Raw genomic sequence first — 17,188 nt, forward strand, 5'->3', positions numbered from 1 at the left:
CCAATGCTCTGGAATACCATATGGATAAGTTTAATTTTGATTCTGTGCCTGACTTATGTCTGGTTCAAGTATAGTGCGTTTCTTCGTGAAAAGAATGCTCGTGTTCCTGAACAGCAATCCTTCACGATTGACATGTTGATTGAGAAGGTGAAGAACTCGCTTCATGAGCTTAGTCATAGTCAGCTCGCGGATGCAGGTCTGCATGAAGAAGAATATCGTCGAAAAATCAATCAACGTGCAGAGATGAGAAAAGCGCTGAAGGGCTGTGTCTCAGGCAGTATCAGTGACAAAACGTATGTCAAAAATCTGATAGGGGATCTTCTGATCCGAAGCATAGGACTGAACAAATCAAATGTAGATGAAGTCATTTTGTTTGCAGAACCGGATTTATTGACGATCCAGGACCGATTCGAAATTGTGTTTTATCTGTACCGACAGCAATTCGGTGTGGATGCCCTCTCCCGAATGATTGATACCTACGATCTGGGAAGGCTGAGAACGGAGGAAGGAACGGAGGACGGAGGGAGTTATTATATTTCCGAGGAAGACATTCACTATGTTTTTGAGTGCGAATATCGAGAGCTTGGGTTCAGAGAAAAGACAGATATCATCGTGCAGCGTATCTACCAACACTACAAAGGGTTCTCCGTTGTTGATGAGATAAGGGACCAACGTATTGACGGCGTTAGTGGTGGTGTCAGCGGTATGTTGGATACTGCTCATAATATTGGATTTCAGAAACCGGCATCATGGAATGATCTGTTGGAGCAAGGACTGGAGGATGATACTCATGAAGAACCGCTTAGCGGCATGGAGAGTGTCTGGATTTTCTATAAAGGGAAATCCATTCATCTACCTTTTTTGTCCTTCGGCAGCATCCGTGAACTGAAAAGGGTATGCCAGAATATATATAAATACAATTATCCGGGACAGTTGTCAGAAGCAAGTGGATACAAAGTGAACGAGATGAAAGACGGTTCCCGTGTGGTTGTTGTCAGACCTCCTTTTGCAGAATCGTGGGCGTTCTTCGTCCGGAAGTTCGATATCCCAAATGCTTCACTTGAGCAATTGATTACGGGTAACAACGCAGATCTGCCAATTACATTGCTTCAATATTTGATGAAAGGAAGCCGGATCACAGCGGTAACCGGAGCACAGGGTTCTGGTAAAACGACATTACTTATGGCTATGGTCAAGCACATCTATGCATCGTACACCCTTCGGGTGCAGGAGATGGCGTTCGAACTTCAATTAAGACGGATCTATAGCCGACGTAATATTTTGAGTTTCCGAGAAACTGAGCACATTTCAGGTCAACAAGGGCTAGATTTGCAGAAAAAAACGGATGGTACCGTCAATATTCTTGGTGAGGTTGCGAGTGATGAAGTGGCCGCATGGATGATTCAAATGTCTCAGGTTGCCAGTCTGTTCACCCTGTTTACCCACCATGCCAAAACGTTTCGTGATCTGGTCTTCTCTCTTCGTAATTCCTTACTCAAGACTGGCATGTTTCAACATGAGCATATTGCTGAGGAGCAGGTTGTGAGTGTCATCAATTTCGATGTTCATATGAAGAAAGATGCTGAGGGACGAAGATATATCGAACGTATTACGGAATGTCTTCCTCGCGCGAATCAAGGTGACAGCGTGGAAGAGAGGGCAGGTTTTACATTTCGTAATGTAGTGGAGTACAGAGATGGAGAGTATGTAGCAACAGCTCCAATCTCCTCGGAATGCATGTTGGATATGCGAGAACAGATGACATTGCAGGATGCCGAGAAATTTGGACATTTTATGAAGCAACACTGGGGTGATCCGCATGACAATTAAATGGATTCTGCTCCTCGTATTAGGTATTTGTGCGGGCGGGTTGCTGATCACACTTCTGGTTTTAAATGTATTACGTCGCAGAGGAGGTGGTCCAACAAGTCCATCCGGGGTTATTCTAACTCCCGGAACGAAGGGTTTCAAGGGACTGGGGTCACTCTTGTTGCAGTTCTACCGCCTGGGAATGAAAGTCCCACTGTTATCCGCCTATATTCTACAAGTGCAGAAGCGTATTTCATTTCGGCATGTGGGAGATGAGCCTTCACTTCGGAGACTGACAATGACAGTGGTTCTCATTATTTTCGGAGGTTATGGCTGCATAAGTGTCATTCTGTTCCTTCTGCAGCCGGGTATCGCTTTTGTAATATTGTCCGTGCTCTGTGCTGTGGTGCTAAACAGCTTGGTGCTGGATATGTGCCTCAGTCGTATGGAGAAACGGTTGCTGGTTCAGATGCTGGATCTCTTTGCAGATGTAAGACATCGGTATCACCAGCATGGCATGGTTGAGGAAGCACTTTATGAAGCGGCTGAAGCCGGTACAGGAGAAGCAGCAGAACAGGTAAGACTGATCTATGAAGCTCTAACTTCTCCAGATCCGAATGAAGCACTTGAGCGTTACTATGAAGTGGCACCCAACCGTTTTCTCAAAGGCTTCGCCGGCGTTTCCTATATGGTCATGGAGTTCGGGGATAAGGACCGAGAACAAGGGTCTATCTATCTTAAGGGACTGGGGAACCTGACACAGGAGATTCATCTGGAGATTTTGCGGCGTGACAAATTGGATTACCTGCTTAAAGGACTTAATATCATCGCGCTTGCCCCGGTATTATTCACCGCTCCAATTGAACGCTGGGCCAGAGTCAGTTTTCCAACGATGGATGAGTTTTATCGCAGCAAGATTGGTTTTGTTACCAAAATATCAATTTATGTCATCATCATTCTTGCTTATTTGCTTCTGCAGAGGCTCCAGCAATACGATGAAACTCGTTACCGCTCAGGACATAAGCATTCATGGTTGGATCAGTTTCTATACAGGCAGACCTTCATCCGGAAATTGGCGATGTTGTTTGCGGCGAAACCTGGCAGTGTACAGTACAGCCAAACGATACGGCTTATGAGGGAGAGTAGCTCGGAGTTGAAATACGAATGGCTCGCCATTCGCCGAGTGATGTTATTCGCAGGTTGTTTGGTCCTTACACTGGGTTGCATCTTGCTGTTGCACCAGGTTGAACGTAACCACATCTTGCATGATCCAATCCGGGATGATCGAATGTTTGGTGCAATGGCTGAAGCGGATCTCAGGAAAGCCGAGGAAAAAACAGCATTGGATCAATCCGTGCTGGAAAGTGTAGAGATGAACCGAGGAGCTACATACGAAGAAGTCTCCAACGCGTTACAGCAGTTATCTCCCGTTCAGTTGGACCATGATACCCAGAGTGAGACCATCATGCGCATCATGCAGAAACTTGAGGTGTATAACAAGCAATATGTACGCTGGTGGGAAATGATTATAGCAATTCTCATCGGTGTAGCAGGGTATTACATGCCCATATGGCTCATGTTATTTCAGCGGAAAATGCGAAAGTTGGATATGCGGCATGAAATCTATCAATTTCAGACAGTGATATCCATTCTGCGTGAGATGGATCGGATGTCAGTCGAGGAGATATTGGAATGGCTTAATCGATTTGCCGTCATTTTCAAGCGTCCGCTGCAAAAGTGTTTGTTGCATTTTGAACATGGGCCAGAGCTTGCACTTGATCAATTAAAGGAAGAGGCGGGCTTGCCCGAATTCCAGCGACTGATTGATAAATTGCAGCTTGCCCTTGGCAAAATCTCAATACGTGAAGCCTTTGATGATCTTGAGAGCATGATGGCATTTTATTTTGAACAACGCAAGCAGGAGTACAGCAAAATGATTGATGTTAAAGCATCCTGGGGGAGAACCATCGGATTTGCTCCCATGTATGCCCTAATCTTTTTGTACCTGGTCATACCATTGGTCGGTATGAGCTTCCTGCAGATGAACATCTATTATGAACAAATTCAGAAACTGTAGCACAATTCTTCTGTGTGACAGTCTGAAATATATTAATAATTTATAACTTGGGAGGATTTATCATGAACAATGCATCAAGCGCTTTAAAGGTAGCAGCAGGGATATTTTTGACAATCGCTCTGATCACAATTGTAGTTCTGTTATTTATTTCGGCTCAGGAAGCAACCAAGACAGCGCAGAACAATTTTGCTGATATTCAAACCGAGCTGTCTCAGGCTGCATTCACGGTGTATGACGGAACAACGATCAGTGGCTCACAGGTAACTAATGCGCTGCGTAAATACGCGGACAAGGATCAGTTCGGTATTCAAGTCATTACAGGTAAAAATAAAGCGGGTCAATGGTATGGCAACCAATTGAACATTTCACAGGATCTTAATAACGCGGACTACGGCTCGGTTATTGCTCCTGACGATAAAGTAGGGATTATTAACCAGACGATGAGTGAAAAGGACAATCAATATGTCAATCCAAGTGGTAAATTCAAAGCCATTATTGTAAAAGACCGCTCCAACGTGGTAAGAGGGCTAATCTTCCAGCAATCCTGACAGGAGTTGGTTTAACATGTCCCAGAATACCCAGCATCTTATGTTGTTTTGTACGGCGGTTGTCCTGTTTGTGACAGCCTGCCTGTACGGGCAACAGAATGTTAAGATTTTATCAGCTTCATTGAACGACAGAGTACGAACAACAGCAGGCATGGAAGGTCGTCTGACAACAACATTGCATACCACCAAACCATCTCAGTATAGTGGTGCGGAAGTGTTACATACCGTGAGACAGATGACAGGCACAGGCATACCTGTAGAGGTAGACGGGACTTCATATGTGATTGATACACTAGTCAGCAAAACAGCGACTATTCCTGTCCAGCTCGATGCTACCTACAGACCAGAGTTGATACGAAATGAAACTGGAGAACTGCTCAAGATTGTTTTTTGGAAGGAGGCCAGTGTGAATTGATTAATGCCGCATCCAAGTTGCTTGCCGTATTGCTCGCAGTTCTTCTGCTCTATGTGTATCCAGCTGCTGAAACAGCCGATCGGCAGGATGATATAGCACGTATGACGGCTATACAGAATGTAACACGTTTTGTCGATGCTGTTCGCACGAAAGGGTATATTTCCCCTCGTATGTTGGCTGAGTTCGAGGAGCAACTGGCACAGACGGGCAATGTGTATGAGTTGTCAGTGGAACATTTACATAAGAAATATGTACCTCACTATACAGACCCGACGAACAATCAAAGTTTTACCGGGACTTATGAGGTAGTACAGGATGGATATTACTCAGCTCAGATTCGAGAAAGATTATTTCCGTCCGAAGGAGTGCTGCCTGCGGATGATCCTGGCCGAAGATATACGTTGACAACAGGGGATTTTTTCACCGTGACGCTCCAAAATACAAATCGTACGCCTTCGATGCTCATTCGTGAATGGCTCAGTGGTACGGCTCAGGCTTCAGCGGTATTTGTAACATACGGAGGTATGGTCCTCAATGAAGATTACTGAGCTATCTATTGTATTCGTGCTGATCTTCTTCCCGCTCTTCTGGATCATCTCACTTCATACCCAAGATGCCGAAGAGGCTAATTATCTTGGACAACGATACAGATCTGCACTTCAAACCGCAGTCATGGATGCAGGTGCAGTCATGCATCAGAACGAGAAACAAAATGATGAAGCAGGTTATGATTCAACCAAGTTTGTAAAAGCGGACAAGGAGCTTGCCCTGTTAACATTTACCCAGACAATGGCTCTGAATATGGGGATTCAGGATGATCCTGCAGCTATTCGAAACATGTTTAATTACATTCCTGCCGTGGTTATTTTGGATTACGATGGCTATTATATGTTGTCTACAGAAACAGAGTTGACAGGTATTCGTGAAGATTCTTTCAGACAAGTATGGAGCCCTAAGAAACCTTATACATATTCAGATTCATACGGTAACAGTATTAACTTTACACTGGACGATTACGTCTATGCCTACGACGCAAGCGCAGGGAGATGGGTGGAGGGCTTTCAAAAAGAACTGGCTTCAACCACACAGATTCCTTTACTTCAGGATAGCAGCGTATATGAACAAGTTCGACGAAGCCGGGTTGTGACTTCTGTGCAGGATGATCTGGCTGGTGTGATTAACCGTCATAATGAGTTTGCCAGAAAGAACGGTATTTCTTATACATTTACGATGCCCCTTATTGCACAGGAAGATTGGTACAACTCCATTAACGATACAGGGATTATGGCCTTTATCCAAGGTATAGGTGTGGGTGACCAGAAGATCAACAATTATGCGATTGGTGGAGGCAGACTTGTGAAGAAAACGGCCATCGTAGGTGGGATAGATCCTTTAACGGGTATCAAGTACTATTATCCCTCCACATGTGGTAATGGTTACCGTGCCGAAGAGGTGTTCACAGACGCAAGACAAGCAGCTGCACAAGGCTATTTTGAATATAACTGCTCTAATCGTTAGCTTGCGTACATGACAAAATCATGGAAGGAGTTCCTGAACTGTTTACATTACTTTCAGAAAAGACGAGACCTGTGCTAGAATAGGGGTTCGGAACCATAATAAAAGTAATGTCTAATAGATAGGAGCAACCTCATCTTATGAGTTTATTGTCAGTAGAGAACGTGAGTCACAATTTTGGAGATCGCACGTTATTTAAAAATGTATCGTTTCGTTTACTCGCCGGAGAGCGCGTAGGACTTGTTGGTGCCAATGGTGTAGGTAAATCTACATTAATGAACATCCTTACCGGTAAATTGCTTAAAGACAGTGGAAAAGTGGAATGGACACCTAAGGTCCGTTATGGATATCTGGATCAGCACACAAAGCTTACGCCAGGCAAAACGATTCGTGATGTGCTTAAGGATGCTTTCCTTCCGTTGCTTGAATTGGAAAAAGAAATGATGAATATTACGGACCAGATGGCAGATGCAGATCCAGATAAGCTGGAGCAGTTGCTGGAAGAGATGGGCGATATTCAGGAACAACTGGAGCAGGGCGACTTTTATCTGATTGACGTCAAAGTCGAAGAGATGGCCAATGGTCTTGGTTTGTCTGCAATTGGTCTTGATCGAGATGTTGCAGCTCTAAGTGGTGGACAGCGCACCAAGGTGCTTCTTGCCAAGCTTCTACTCGAAAAACCTACAGCTCTGTTACTGGATGAGCCAACCAACTATCTGGATGTAGAGCACATTGAATGGCTGTCACGTTACCTAAAGGACTACCCGCATGCGTTCCTCTTAATTTCCCATGACACGGAATTCATGAATGAAGTCGTGAATGTCATTTATCATTTGGAATTTGCCAAATTAACGAGATATGCAGCGAACTATAACAAGTTCCTGGAGATGGCTGATATGAATAAAGCCCAGCATATTGATGCGTACGAGAAGCAGCAAGAGTACATCAAGAAACAGGAAGATTTCATTCAGCGTAACAAGGCGCGGGCTTCAACTTCAGGTCGAGCGAAGAGCCGGGAGAAACAGCTGGATAAGATTGAACGTATTGATCGCCCAGATGAAGCGGCTAAACCAACGTTTAAATTCAAGGATGCCCGCGCGAGTAGCAAAACGGTCTTTGAGGGCATTGATTTTGAAATTGGATATACCTATCCTTTGCTGCCCAAAATGACGATGACGATTGAACGTGGTGAGAAAATTGCCATTGTAGGCTGTAATGGTGTGGGTAAATCGACACTGCTGAAAACCATCCTCGGGAAAATATCTCCACTGAGTGGAAAGACCTTTTTGGGAGATTATCTCGAAACGGCCTATTTTGAGCAGGAGGTTCGTGCTGGAAATATCACGCCGATCGAGGATGTCTGGAATGAGTTTTCACATTTGACTCAGAATGAGGTCCGGGGTCATCTCGCTCGCTGCGGATTAAAGAATGAGCACATTACTCGTCCGCTCAACATGCTGAGTGGTGGAGAACAAGCCAAGGTTCGTTTATGCAAACTCTTGATGCGCGAAAGCAACTGGATTTTATTTGATGAGCCGACAAACCATCTGGATGTCACAGCCAAAGCGGAGTTGCAGCGTGCCTTGCAAGAATTTAAGGGAACGGTGCTACTGGTATCTCATGAACCTGATTTTTACGAGGGTTGGGTCACCAAAACATGGAATGTCGAAGAATGGTCTGAGAAAAACTAGATGATTTGAGACCATGTTTAACAGATATGACGGTGACAAAAAAATCTGTCTATGGTAACATAGGCTACAACTTCATATGAACACTAGGGGGGCCGCACGATGCGGCTGAGATGGAAGAATGCGATTCCGGACCCTTTGCACCTGATCTGGATCATACCAGCGTAGGGAAGTGGCGAGCGCGTTTCAGTGAACGACGTGAGCAAACGGCAACTCGAAAAGATTTCAACCGTCTGCTTAGCGAATTGAAACATGCAGTTGCGTGTATAACGTTATGGCTATAGATCTATAGCTGTACTGCACGAAATGAACTGTATGCATCAGTCAGTGATCTGATCCTATAATTCATACGCAGCCACTCCCCTACGGGAGTGGCTTTTTTTGTGTTTTCATAGCATTCACGCCTGGAAGGAGAGGGAGGGTACCGCAATTTTTCATGAGCATGTTCACGAATCATTTGAATTGCATGTTGTATCTGCGGGTGCAGGAGATCGAGCATCTTTTGTAAAAGCAGCCAAGGACGTTTGGCCATGGGTGGACTATATTCACATACGAGAGAAACAACTTACATGGCAAGACAAGATCGGCTGGACTGAAAGTCTGCGTAATGTTAATATTCCATCTTGTCGCATCGTTATCAATGGTTCAGAACTGCCTTCACAGAATGATCTTTATGGCGGTGTTCATTGGGGGCAAGATGCGATACGTAAATACAACCCTGCTGTCATAAGCAAAATGCAGCGACTTCGTCTGGGTGTATCTGTTCATTCCATCGATGAGGCAAAAATCGCTGAAGAACAGGGAGCTGATTACCTTTTCTTTGGGCATGTCTTCGCGACCAACAGCAAGCCAGATCTAGAACCAAGAGGATTATATGCTCTTGATGAAGTATGCAGAGGTGTCTCCATTCCTGTCATCGCGATCGGAGGCATAGAGCCGGGAAATATTCAAGCGATTCGCGCTACAGGGGCACAGGGAGTTGCCGTGATCTCAAATGTATGGTCGAGCGATTCCCCGGATCGGGCAGCTGCATCACTAAGGCAGGCTATCGTTGCTACAGGAAGTCTAAGCCGGTGAAAGGAGATGAGAGGATGAATGAGATCGTAACGGGTCAGAACAGGAATCATTTCAGTCATCAACTGAACTCTGAAACGGAATCAAGAAGCAAAAGTGTAACTGATAATCCGGATAAGATTCATGCAGAAATCATTATTGTAGGCGGAGGTGTTGTTGGTTGTGCCATTGCGTATGAGCTTGCTTCCCGGGGACAGGATGTTTTGTTGCTGGAGCGTTCCGCAATTGCGGGAGGCACTTCTTGCGCAGCGGCTGGAATGCTGGCGCCAGATAGTGAGGATTTTGCTCATCCTTTGATGGCTAAGCTTGGCAGGCAGAGTAGACAGTTACTTATTGAGCAACAAGTGCTAATGGATACCCTTAGTGGGGTAGAGGTTGGGCTGCAACGCCATGGATTCTTGACCCCTTTTCGATCATACAGTGAATTAAACCGCTATAAGAACAATCGAAATTCCGGTTTGTCTGCTGATGAGGTGTGGTGGGATCGTTCGGTTGTGCAACAGGAGGCATCGTGGCTTAACAGAGATACATACGGAGCCTACTACAGACCATACGAGAGTGAAATCCTTCCTGTCCATCTAACTAGGGCATATGCGGAATCTGCTCAAGCCATGGGAGCTCGGTTTATAGAGGACATACAGGGTATACGTGTACAAGTAAACGAACACGGCGTGCAGGGGATCACCACATCGATCGGTGAGATAACGTGCAAACATGTCGTTATAGCGGCTGGATTACAGAGTGAAGCATTGATGAGACATGTGAATCTGAGCTTACCTGTGTGGTCGGTAAAAGGAGAAATAGCTGCCGTTCAGTTCTCAGATGAACATGCAGGGTACAGACCTGACAGAACGGTTTATGCAGAGGATGTCTATATTGTTCCCAAAGCCAATGGCGAAGTTTGGCTCGGGGCAACCAGTCTGCCGGGCAGAACGGATTTGAATGTTTCTGTACAGGGTGTTCAGAAGCTGCTAACAGCGGCTACCCACTGGGTACCCGGGATGAAAGAAGCGCAATTTAAGCGAGCGTGGGCAGGTGTAAGACCGGCAACGCCAGATGGGCTGCCTTATATAGGTGCATGCAAGAGTATACCTGGACTGTTCGCTGCCTTTGGGCATTACCGTAATGGTATTTTGCTAAGTGCGATAACAGGCAGGCTTATCGCGGAGTTAATCACTGGCAAAAGCTCAGAAGAACTCGGAATTGAAGCGCTGAATCCAGAGCGTTTGAACAGAAAGGGAGTGGTGCAGTGAATATCATTGTTAATGGACAACGGATGGAGATTGAAAACAGATTAAATCGTGTGGATAAACTGCTCCAATCGTTTGACCTGCAAGTCAAGACTGTAGTTGTTGAGCTGAACAGGCATATCTTAACGCGTGAGTATCACAAGTCAACGGCATTAAGAGAAGGCGATCGAATCGAGATTGTACATTTTGTAGGAGGCGGTTGATGATGTTGAACATTGGTAAATATACGTTTGAGTCCAGATTATTGCTCGGAACAGGCAGGTTTTCGGATTTTGAAGTGCAGAGTCAGGCTGTGGATGCTTCTGGAACGGAAGTTTTAACCTTTGCTGTTCGTCGTCTGAATCTGGAGCAACGTAACCAGAAGCATTTCCTGGATACATTGGATCTGGATCAATACACGCTTCTTCCGAATACGGCCGGGGCTTCCACTGCGGAAGAGGCAGTGCGGATCGCCGAGCTTGCGCGGGCTTCGGGACTTTGTGATATGATAAAAGTCGAAGTCATCGGAGATGGAAAGACATTGCTCCCAGATCCGATTGAAACGTACAAGGCTTGCGAAATTTTGCTTGAAAAGGGCTTCACCGTATTGCCTTATATTTCAGATGATGTCATTTTGGCCAAAAGGCTGCAATTGCTTGGCGTACATGCCGTAATGCCTGGAGCTTCTCCCATCGGAGCAGGTAGAGGCATCATTAATCCCTATAATCTTGAGATCATCATTGAGCAGGCCGTTGTGCCTGTGATTGTGGATGCAGGGTTGCGCTCTCCAAAAGATGCTGCTTATGCGATGGAACTTGGTGCAGATGGTGTATTGTTGAATACAGCGGTATCCGGATCAGGAAATCCGGTGAATATGGCTAAAGCGATGCGAATGGGTGTAGAGGCAGGTAGACTGGCATATGAGGCAGGCATGATTCCTGTGAAGCGTTATGCAGCGGCCAGTAGTCCGGTGGAAGGAATGGTTCATACATGATAGATCAACAACAATCAATTTCCTCCGAGCAGGCCGACCGGTATTCCAGACAGGAAAGGTATGCGCCACTTGGCAAGGAAGGTCAGGACAAATTAAAGGGCAGCAGAGTCTTAATTGTAGGCGCTGGCGCACTCGGAACAGGAATTGCCGAAACATTAGTACGTTCAGGCGTCGGGCACATAACGATCGTGGATCGTGATTATGTGGAGTGGAGTAATTTGCAGCGGCAACAATTATATGTAGAGCAGGACGCAATTGAACGGATGCCGAAAGCGATGGCTGCGGAAAAACGTTTATCTGCCATTAATTCCACGGTTCATGTGGAAGGAAAGGTATTGGATGTCAGAGTAGATGAACTGGAAGAACTCATTCAGCATGCAGACTTGATCATGGATGCAACGGATAATTTTGATACCCGACTACTCATGAATGATATGGCACAAAAGCATCGTATTCCCTGGATTTATGGTGGATGCGTGGGGAGTTACGGCATCACCTATACGTTTATGCCTGGAGAGACGCCATGTTTAAATTGTTTGCTGGGTGAAGTCCCCCTGGGTGGAGATACCTGTGATACGTCTGGCATCATTCCACAAGCGGTACAAATGGTAACGGCGAATCAGACAGCAGAAGCGATGAAGCTGCTTAGTGGCAATGAGAATGCATTGAGACGCAAGTTGTTGTCATTTGACGTGTGGAGGAACGAATACATATCCATCAATGTGGATGGTGCGAAAAAGCAAGACTGTCCTTCATGCGGTGCTTCGGCAACGTATCCATATCTTTCTGCGTCCAATCTGGAAAAAACCGATGTGTTGTGTGGAAGGGATACCGTTCAGATCCGCCCTGCACGGCGCATGAATTTGAATCTTCAACAAACGGCGGATCGCTTGAACAGACTTGAAGAAGGAAAAGTGGAATCCAATCCGTTTCTGGTTTCTTTTACAACAGGAGCTCATAGAATGGTCGTATTCCAGGATGGGCGTGTTCTCGTACACGGAACAAAAGATACAGCTGAAGCGCGTACTCTCGTTCATCGTTACTTTGGTTAAAGCAAGAAAGAAACAAAGTCTGTTCCCTTGAGGGAATGGACTTTTTCATTTTACGGCATGCTAACTGTACCAACCACTGCTACGAGCAGCGGGGATAGAGACAGGCCGGGTGAAAAACAATGAAAACAGCCATTTTGCTGATTGGAGCAGGAGAGCAGGCTAGCCTTATTTACGACGTTTTATGTGCTGAAGGGTATGAGGTGCAACGAATGGAGTGTTCTGAACTAAACCAATCCGTCAAGCCTTCGTTGCAGCATATTAACCTGATCATCCTGGTAGACCGGGAAGAGGAGCATGCACACCTTAACCAGGATCAGAAATCAGAGTTGAAACGTTGGATAGAGAGCGGACAGGTGATCCCTCTGCTGGTTATTACTTCAAATGCATCTCCTCAGGTCATCGTGGAATGGCTGGATTACGGAGCTAATGACGTGATGGAGGAGCCCATTCACTTGACCGTGATGCTAGCCAGAATACGAAATCTATTGCGTGTTTTTGCGAATGCAACGCAAGAGAGTGAAGAAGTGATTGTAGTTCATGATCTTAAAGTGAATTTACGTTCAAGGCGGGTAAATCGTGCGGGTGAGTACCTAACATTAACGCCAAAAGAGTACGAATTGCTGGAATTTCTGGCGTTGCATGTGAATGAAGCATGTACCCGGAGTGATATTTTAAGGGAAGTGTGGGGGTATGAGTATGCCATGGATACGAACGTTGTGGACGTGTACATCAAACATCTGAGGGTTAAGGTAGATAAGGGAAGAAGTGTGAAGCTGATTCATACTGTGCGTGGGATCGGCTATATGCTTCATGATAAAATTTAGAAATTTCAACCATTCCATGAATCTCCAGTTTAAAGTGTGGTGAAAAAAGGGTAAAAGAAAAGACCGGATCATATTATCCGGCCCTTACTGATTAAATATGAACTATAAACGGTTCTAAAGTACACGACGAGCTTTAATGTACGTTCTCTTCCAAGTACCGGAGTTCAGATCCGAGATCGTTACACCTGGAGATCCGTACGTATGCAGAATCTTTCCGTCCCCTGCATATACGCCTACATGGGTAATGTTAGAACCAGTAGAACGGCTACCGCTAGAGAAGAATACAAGATCCCCGACTTGAAGATTAGCTTTGGATACAGCTTTACCTTCTTTGGATTGTTGAACGGAAGTGCGTGGCAAGTCTACACCATACTTTTTGAAAATATATTTCATAAAGGAAGAGCAATCAAAAACTCTGGTTGTTGTTGTTGAAGCACCAAATTCATATGGAGTTCCAGTGAATTTTTTACCATAGTTAACAATTTGTTGACCTGTGGACACAGATGCAGTTGCTGCCTGTGCGACAGGGGCGTTAGTCATTAATACAGCTCCAAAACCTAGTGTAGCGCACAACCCGACGGTTACGGCCTTTTGGACAAAGATGTTTGTTTTCATATTAGTTAGTACCTCCAAAATTCGTTTTCGTTAAGTTGCTAGAGCGAGTATAACAGCTTTGTAACAGCCTAGAAATTGGATGGGCATGTGTAATCCCTTGCGCCACAATGGTTTGGGTATGTTTATTAAAATATAATTAAAAATGTCAAAAAATTAATCATTGACGAATAATAAATAAAGATGAAATAGAAAAGACCCTTGAATCTCAAGGGTCTTTGTTGTGTATGAATCTATTTTATGATCGAAATCACTGGTTACAAAAACGTAATAATTAAAATGCCATGCGGATACATTTAATCTTTGCTTTGAATGATTAGTAGTAGGCCGCTATCGATAGTGACGGTACCTGAAGCGCCTAGGAGTTGGTTGCTTATGCCAAGGGATTGGCCCATGCGAATAGTGGCTTGATTCAGCGGATACATGAAACCTTCCAGTGTTATTCCTGTAACTTCATGAGTTAAGGGGAGTAAAGAAACATATTTATAGTCACGGTGTTCAACTACAGCTTTGGAAGTTGTCAGAGTCATATAGTTATGCTTGTCCTGAATTACACATGAGATATGATGCTGCATTGCACGAACCATAATATGTACATTAGCGAGTGTATGATCCATCCGAGTACCTGTAGCGCCTAACATCAGAATGTGAGAAGGTTCGTGATCTAACGCTGTTTCAAAAGCCATTTCCGTATCGGTAAGATCTTTATGAACAGGGTCGCATGTAATGAACTTTGTGCTGTTGTTACTAACAATTATACGTTGCTCTTCGGAGATAGAGTCGAAATCACCAACTGCAATATGAGGCTGAACGCCGTGCTCAATTAAAAATAATGCGCCGCGATCAGCCGCAATGATCATGTCATCATCACGTATTTCCTGAAGTAATTCCGGAGATAGATTTCCGCCTGTAAATATAACAATCCGTTTCACCGTCATTTTATTTCATCCTTCCTAGTTCAAAGAAAAATAGTTCGTTGTTCAGATATGTTGTATGAAACTGTACAAATATATTCACCAAACCAGTATAATCCACAAAATGTGGTTGCACAATTTCAGTGCTCGCGGATACAATGGGTAGAGCGACATGGAGATGACTTGAAAAGTGAGGTTTGAACAGGTTGGACTTACACATTTTTGAAGTATTCAGTATTATAGGCACCATCGCATTTGCAATGTCCGGTGCTTTCGTGGCAATGGAAGAGGAGTATGACATTTTGGGTGTACTTGTGCTGGGACTTGTCACGGCATTCGGAGGCGGAATTATTCGGAATGTACTTATAGGTATACCTGTAACTACACTCTGGAGCCAGGGATCACTAATTATGTTGGCCTTAGTATCTGTAGCGATTGCGTTTATATTACCTCTTAAGTGGATTAGTCACTGGAAGCGAACAGAGGCGTTGTTTGATGCAATCGGACTTGCAGCATTTGCAATCCAAGGTGCACTGTACGCTGCAAACATGGGACATCCTATTAGCGCAGTTATTGTAGCGGCTGTAATGACAGGGATTGGCGGGGGCGTTATTCGTGATGTGCTTGCAGGGCGCAAGCCGCTTGTATTGCGAGATGAAATCTATGCTGTATGGGCAATGACAGCCGGTTTTGTCATAGGTATGGGCTGGTTAACAACGAATGCCGGATTATTGTTATGTTTCGCGGCTGTTGTGTTTTTCCGAATGTGTTCTGTACATTATAAATGGAAACTGCCACGCCGTTCGCTGGTGCCATCCGAGACGGGAAACATCGGTCCTCAGCCGGAAAGCATTGTAACACAGCCAACATCGTCGGTACTTCAAGGTACGTTAAGCAAGGGGGATTAATATGATTCACGTTTTATTTGTATGTCTGGGCAATATATGTAGATCACCTATGGCTGAAGCAGTTCTTCGCCACAAAGTCCTGGAGAATGGGCTTGAACAACAGATTCGTGTGGACTCAGCGGGTACGGGGAACTGGCACGTTGGTAAACCTCCGCATGAAGGGACTCGAAAATTGCTGGATTCATACCAGATTTCTTATGCCAACATGGCAGCGAGACAATTCGCCAGCGAAGACTTTGATCAATTTGATTATATTGTGTGTATGGATAATTCGAATGCAGATAATGTACGCAACGTTCCAGGCGGAGCTGAGGCGGAAATCATCAAGTTTATGGACATGCTTTCGGAGGAAAAACTCAGGGAAGTACCTGACCCGTACTACACTGGCAATTTTGAAGAGGTGTACGAGTTGGTTAACGCAGGCTGCGACGTTCTGTTGAGTAATATTAAAAAGGAACATTCCATAGCCTAGTAACTAAACGTGAACTGATATTTCACTTGTAATCGGACAAAGAAGCAGGAGTGGGCATTTAACCAGGCAGGGAATCCTGCTTCTTTTTTAGATTACAATTGTAAGCGGTATCATTATGGTGCAAAACAAAAGCGGCATTTCAGCCGCCTGTTGAAGTGATCCAATTTATTTTTATCTTTCCTGAAGAAAATATAACAATGCATCTGGCAATTCATTCTGCCAAAAACCCCATTGGTGGTTCCCGTCTTTCTCCTGATAGGAGACGAGAGCGCCACGTTTTTCCAGCAAATCACGCGTATCCCGGTTTAATTGAACGAAATTATATGTACCGGTGTCTGCCTTGAATGCAGTTTCCTGCAAACCAACGATCATCCAGATCGAGAGCCAGGACAGATCTTCGGCTGCAGCATAGATTTCTTGAGAAGCAGAATAGAAGGCACCAGACATGCTGATTACACGTGTGAACAGATCCGGATATAACAGAGCAAGATGAAGCGAAACACTGCCACCTAGTGAGTCTCCGGCAAGAATACGTTCCTGCGGAGAACGGCGCACAGGATATTTCTCTTCTATATAGGGAATAATCTCTTCAGCGAAGCAAGCGGTATATGCCTTGAACCGATCTCCGAATGGAGCATATTCCTGCGTTCTCACAGACACATCGACCTGAACACCTACAATAATGAAAGGTTCAGCTCCTTCGTCCAAAATAATTCGGTTAGCTGTTGTGGCAATTCGACCGAAATTGAAAAACTCTTCACCATCCTGACAATATACGACAGGGTAGCTAAGTAATTCGTTATAGCCCGGAGGAAGATAAATACGGAGCGTTCGCTTCTCTCCGAGATAGCGACTTTCAATCTCTTCCTTCACAATCGTGCGTTTCAAATAGCGGGAATCCGTCATAAAACGTCACCTTTCTCGGTTAATTTTTTGCATTCGACCGCGCAATACGGTAAGATTACCCTTGTGCGGGGTTAGGTCAAACACGCAATCATGTATTATGCTGTTATACCAATATTAAGCCCCTGTTATACATACAATCCGACAGGAAACA

The 17,188-nt window shown here is 44.9% G+C and carries 18 protein-coding genes and 1 riboswitch; of the genes, 15 read left to right on the forward strand and 3 right to left on the reverse strand.

From position 1 onward, the window contains the following. The first annotated feature begins 3 nt into the window (after nt 1-3). The 13 genes from ACX9NY_RS06035 (at nt 4) to ACX9NY_RS06095 (ending at nt 13,225) form a co-directional block, all read left to right on the forward strand. A complete protein-coding gene (locus tag ACX9NY_RS06035) occupies nt 4-1,830 on the forward strand; it encodes a pilus assembly protein CpaF (RefSeq protein ID WP_472477571.1) in 1,827 nt (608 codons plus the stop codon). Next, nucleotides 1,820-3,886, forward strand: a complete 2,067-nt coding sequence (locus ACX9NY_RS06040; protein WP_339234502.1) for a hypothetical protein — start codon at nt 1,820-1,822, stop codon at nt 3,884-3,886. The genes ACX9NY_RS06035 and ACX9NY_RS06040 overlap by 11 nt, the downstream gene beginning before the upstream one ends. 62 nt (nt 3,887-3,948) lie before the next feature. Further along, nucleotides 3,949-4,434, forward strand: coding sequence for a hypothetical protein (locus tag ACX9NY_RS06045; RefSeq protein WP_062834890.1), 486 nt, complete (start codon nt 3,949-3,951; stop codon nt 4,432-4,434). Between the two features lie 16 nt (nt 4,435-4,450). Continuing rightward, nucleotides 4,451-4,849, forward strand: coding sequence for a hypothetical protein (locus tag ACX9NY_RS06050; protein WP_472477573.1), 399 nt, complete (start codon nt 4,451-4,453; stop codon nt 4,847-4,849). Beyond that, a complete protein-coding gene (locus ACX9NY_RS06055; RefSeq protein WP_472477575.1) occupies nt 4,846-5,397 on the forward strand; it encodes a hypothetical protein in 552 nt (183 codons plus the stop codon). Before ACX9NY_RS06050 ends, ACX9NY_RS06055 begins: the two co-directional genes overlap by 4 nt. Then, nucleotides 5,384-6,367 carry a hypothetical protein gene (locus ACX9NY_RS06060; RefSeq protein WP_472477577.1) on the forward strand — a complete coding sequence of 328 codons (984 nt, stop codon included), beginning with the start codon at nt 5,384-5,386 and terminating at the stop codon, nt 6,365-6,367. Before ACX9NY_RS06055 ends, ACX9NY_RS06060 begins: the two co-directional genes overlap by 14 nt. Before the next feature lie 137 nt (nt 6,368-6,504). Continuing rightward, entirely contained in the window at nt 6,505-8,055 is a 1,551-nt protein-coding gene (locus ACX9NY_RS06065; protein WP_062834886.1) for an ABC-F family ATP-binding cassette domain-containing protein, read from the forward strand. A gap of 75 nt (nt 8,056-8,130) precedes the next feature. Beyond that, a riboswitch (TPP riboswitch) is annotated at nt 8,131-8,240 on the forward strand. A 193-nt stretch (nt 8,241-8,433) separates the two neighbouring features. Continuing rightward, complete coding sequence (locus tag ACX9NY_RS06070; protein WP_472477579.1) at nt 8,434-9,129, forward strand: thiamine phosphate synthase; 696 nt, start codon at nt 8,434-8,436, stop codon at nt 9,127-9,129. A 14-nt stretch (nt 9,130-9,143) separates the two neighbouring features. Continuing rightward, nucleotides 9,144-10,379 carry a glycine oxidase ThiO gene (thiO, locus tag ACX9NY_RS06075; protein ID WP_472477581.1) on the forward strand — a complete coding sequence of 412 codons (1,236 nt, stop codon included), beginning with the start codon at nt 9,144-9,146 and terminating at the stop codon, nt 10,377-10,379. Next, a complete protein-coding gene (thiS, locus tag ACX9NY_RS06080) occupies nt 10,376-10,579 on the forward strand; it encodes a sulfur carrier protein ThiS (RefSeq protein WP_472477583.1) in 204 nt (67 codons plus the stop codon). The genes thiO and thiS overlap by 4 nt, the downstream gene beginning before the upstream one ends. A gap of 2 nt (nt 10,580-10,581) precedes the next feature. Next, the gene (locus ACX9NY_RS06085; protein WP_472479221.1) at nt 10,582-11,349 is read left to right on the forward strand and encodes a thiazole synthase; all 768 of its coding nucleotides are present in this window, start codon (nt 10,582-10,584) and stop codon (nt 11,347-11,349) included. After that, nucleotides 11,346-12,401, forward strand: coding sequence for a ThiF family adenylyltransferase (locus ACX9NY_RS06090; RefSeq protein ID WP_472477585.1), 1,056 nt, complete (start codon nt 11,346-11,348; stop codon nt 12,399-12,401). The genes ACX9NY_RS06085 and ACX9NY_RS06090 overlap by 4 nt, the downstream gene beginning before the upstream one ends. A gap of 119 nt (nt 12,402-12,520) precedes the next feature. Then, entirely contained in the window at nt 12,521-13,225 is a 705-nt protein-coding gene (locus ACX9NY_RS06095) for a winged helix-turn-helix domain-containing protein (protein WP_472477587.1), read from the forward strand. A 114-nt stretch (nt 13,226-13,339) separates the two neighbouring features. On the opposite strand, the gene ACX9NY_RS06100 is transcribed toward ACX9NY_RS06095, so the two are convergent. Further along, on the reverse strand, nt 13,340-13,840 hold the full coding sequence (locus tag ACX9NY_RS06100; RefSeq protein WP_342570284.1) for a C40 family peptidase: 501 nt from the start codon (nt 13,838-13,840) through the stop codon (nt 13,340-13,342). A 293-nt stretch (nt 13,841-14,133) separates the two neighbouring features. Then, the gene (locus ACX9NY_RS06105; protein WP_339234479.1) at nt 14,134-14,775 is read right to left on the reverse strand and encodes a thiamine diphosphokinase; all 642 of its coding nucleotides are present in this window, start codon (nt 14,773-14,775) and stop codon (nt 14,134-14,136) included. A 182-nt stretch (nt 14,776-14,957) separates the two neighbouring features. On the opposite strand from ACX9NY_RS06105, the gene ACX9NY_RS06110 reads away from it, so the two are divergent. Next, a complete protein-coding gene (locus ACX9NY_RS06110) occupies nt 14,958-15,659 on the forward strand; it encodes a trimeric intracellular cation channel family protein (RefSeq protein ID WP_339255833.1) in 702 nt (233 codons plus the stop codon). Nucleotide 15,660: 1 nt separating this feature from the next. Continuing rightward, the gene (locus tag ACX9NY_RS06115; RefSeq protein WP_472477590.1) at nt 15,661-16,131 is read left to right on the forward strand and encodes a low molecular weight protein-tyrosine-phosphatase; all 471 of its coding nucleotides are present in this window, start codon (nt 15,661-15,663) and stop codon (nt 16,129-16,131) included. A gap of 171 nt (nt 16,132-16,302) precedes the next feature. On the opposite strand, the gene ACX9NY_RS06120 is transcribed toward ACX9NY_RS06115, so the two are convergent. Next, nucleotides 16,303-17,037, reverse strand: coding sequence for an alpha/beta hydrolase (locus tag ACX9NY_RS06120; protein ID WP_253437164.1), 735 nt, complete (start codon nt 17,035-17,037; stop codon nt 16,303-16,305). Between the last annotated feature and the right edge of the window lie 151 nt (nt 17,038-17,188).

This window comes from Paenibacillus sp. CB74 (assembly GCF_055687625.1).

Coding starts and splice junctions, on each gene's coding strand:
- ACX9NY_RS06035 (WP_472477571.1), top strand. CDS start 4: ATGCTCTGGAATACCATATGGATAAGTTTAATTTTGATTCTGTGCCTG.
- ACX9NY_RS06040 (WP_339234502.1), top strand. CDS start 1,820: ATGACAATTAAATGGATTCTGCTCCTCGTATTAGGTATTTGTGCGGGC.
- ACX9NY_RS06045 (WP_062834890.1), top strand. CDS start 3,949: ATGAACAATGCATCAAGCGCTTTAAAGGTAGCAGCAGGGATATTTTTG.
- ACX9NY_RS06050 (WP_472477573.1), top strand. CDS start 4,451: ATGTCCCAGAATACCCAGCATCTTATGTTGTTTTGTACGGCGGTTGTC.
- ACX9NY_RS06060 (WP_472477577.1), top strand. CDS start 5,384: ATGAAGATTACTGAGCTATCTATTGTATTCGTGCTGATCTTCTTCCCG.
- ACX9NY_RS06065 (WP_062834886.1), top strand. CDS start 6,505: ATGAGTTTATTGTCAGTAGAGAACGTGAGTCACAATTTTGGAGATCGC.
- thiO (WP_472477581.1), top strand. CDS start 9,144: ATGAATGAGATCGTAACGGGTCAGAACAGGAATCATTTCAGTCATCAA.
- ACX9NY_RS06085 (WP_472479221.1), top strand. CDS start 10,582: ATGTTGAACATTGGTAAATATACGTTTGAGTCCAGATTATTGCTCGGA.
- ACX9NY_RS06090 (WP_472477585.1), top strand. CDS start 11,346: ATGATAGATCAACAACAATCAATTTCCTCCGAGCAGGCCGACCGGTAT.
- ACX9NY_RS06095 (WP_472477587.1), top strand. CDS start 12,521: ATGAAAACAGCCATTTTGCTGATTGGAGCAGGAGAGCAGGCTAGCCTT.
- ACX9NY_RS06100 (WP_342570284.1), bottom strand. CDS start 13,840: ATGAAAACAAACATCTTTGTCCAAAAGGCCGTAACCGTCGGGTTGTGC.
- ACX9NY_RS06105 (WP_339234479.1), bottom strand. CDS start 14,775: ATGACGGTGAAACGGATTGTTATATTTACAGGCGGAAATCTATCTCCG.
- ACX9NY_RS06115 (WP_472477590.1), top strand. CDS start 15,661: ATGATTCACGTTTTATTTGTATGTCTGGGCAATATATGTAGATCACCT.
- ACX9NY_RS06120 (WP_253437164.1), bottom strand. CDS start 17,037: ATGACGGATTCCCGCTATTTGAAACGCACGATTGTGAAGGAAGAGATT.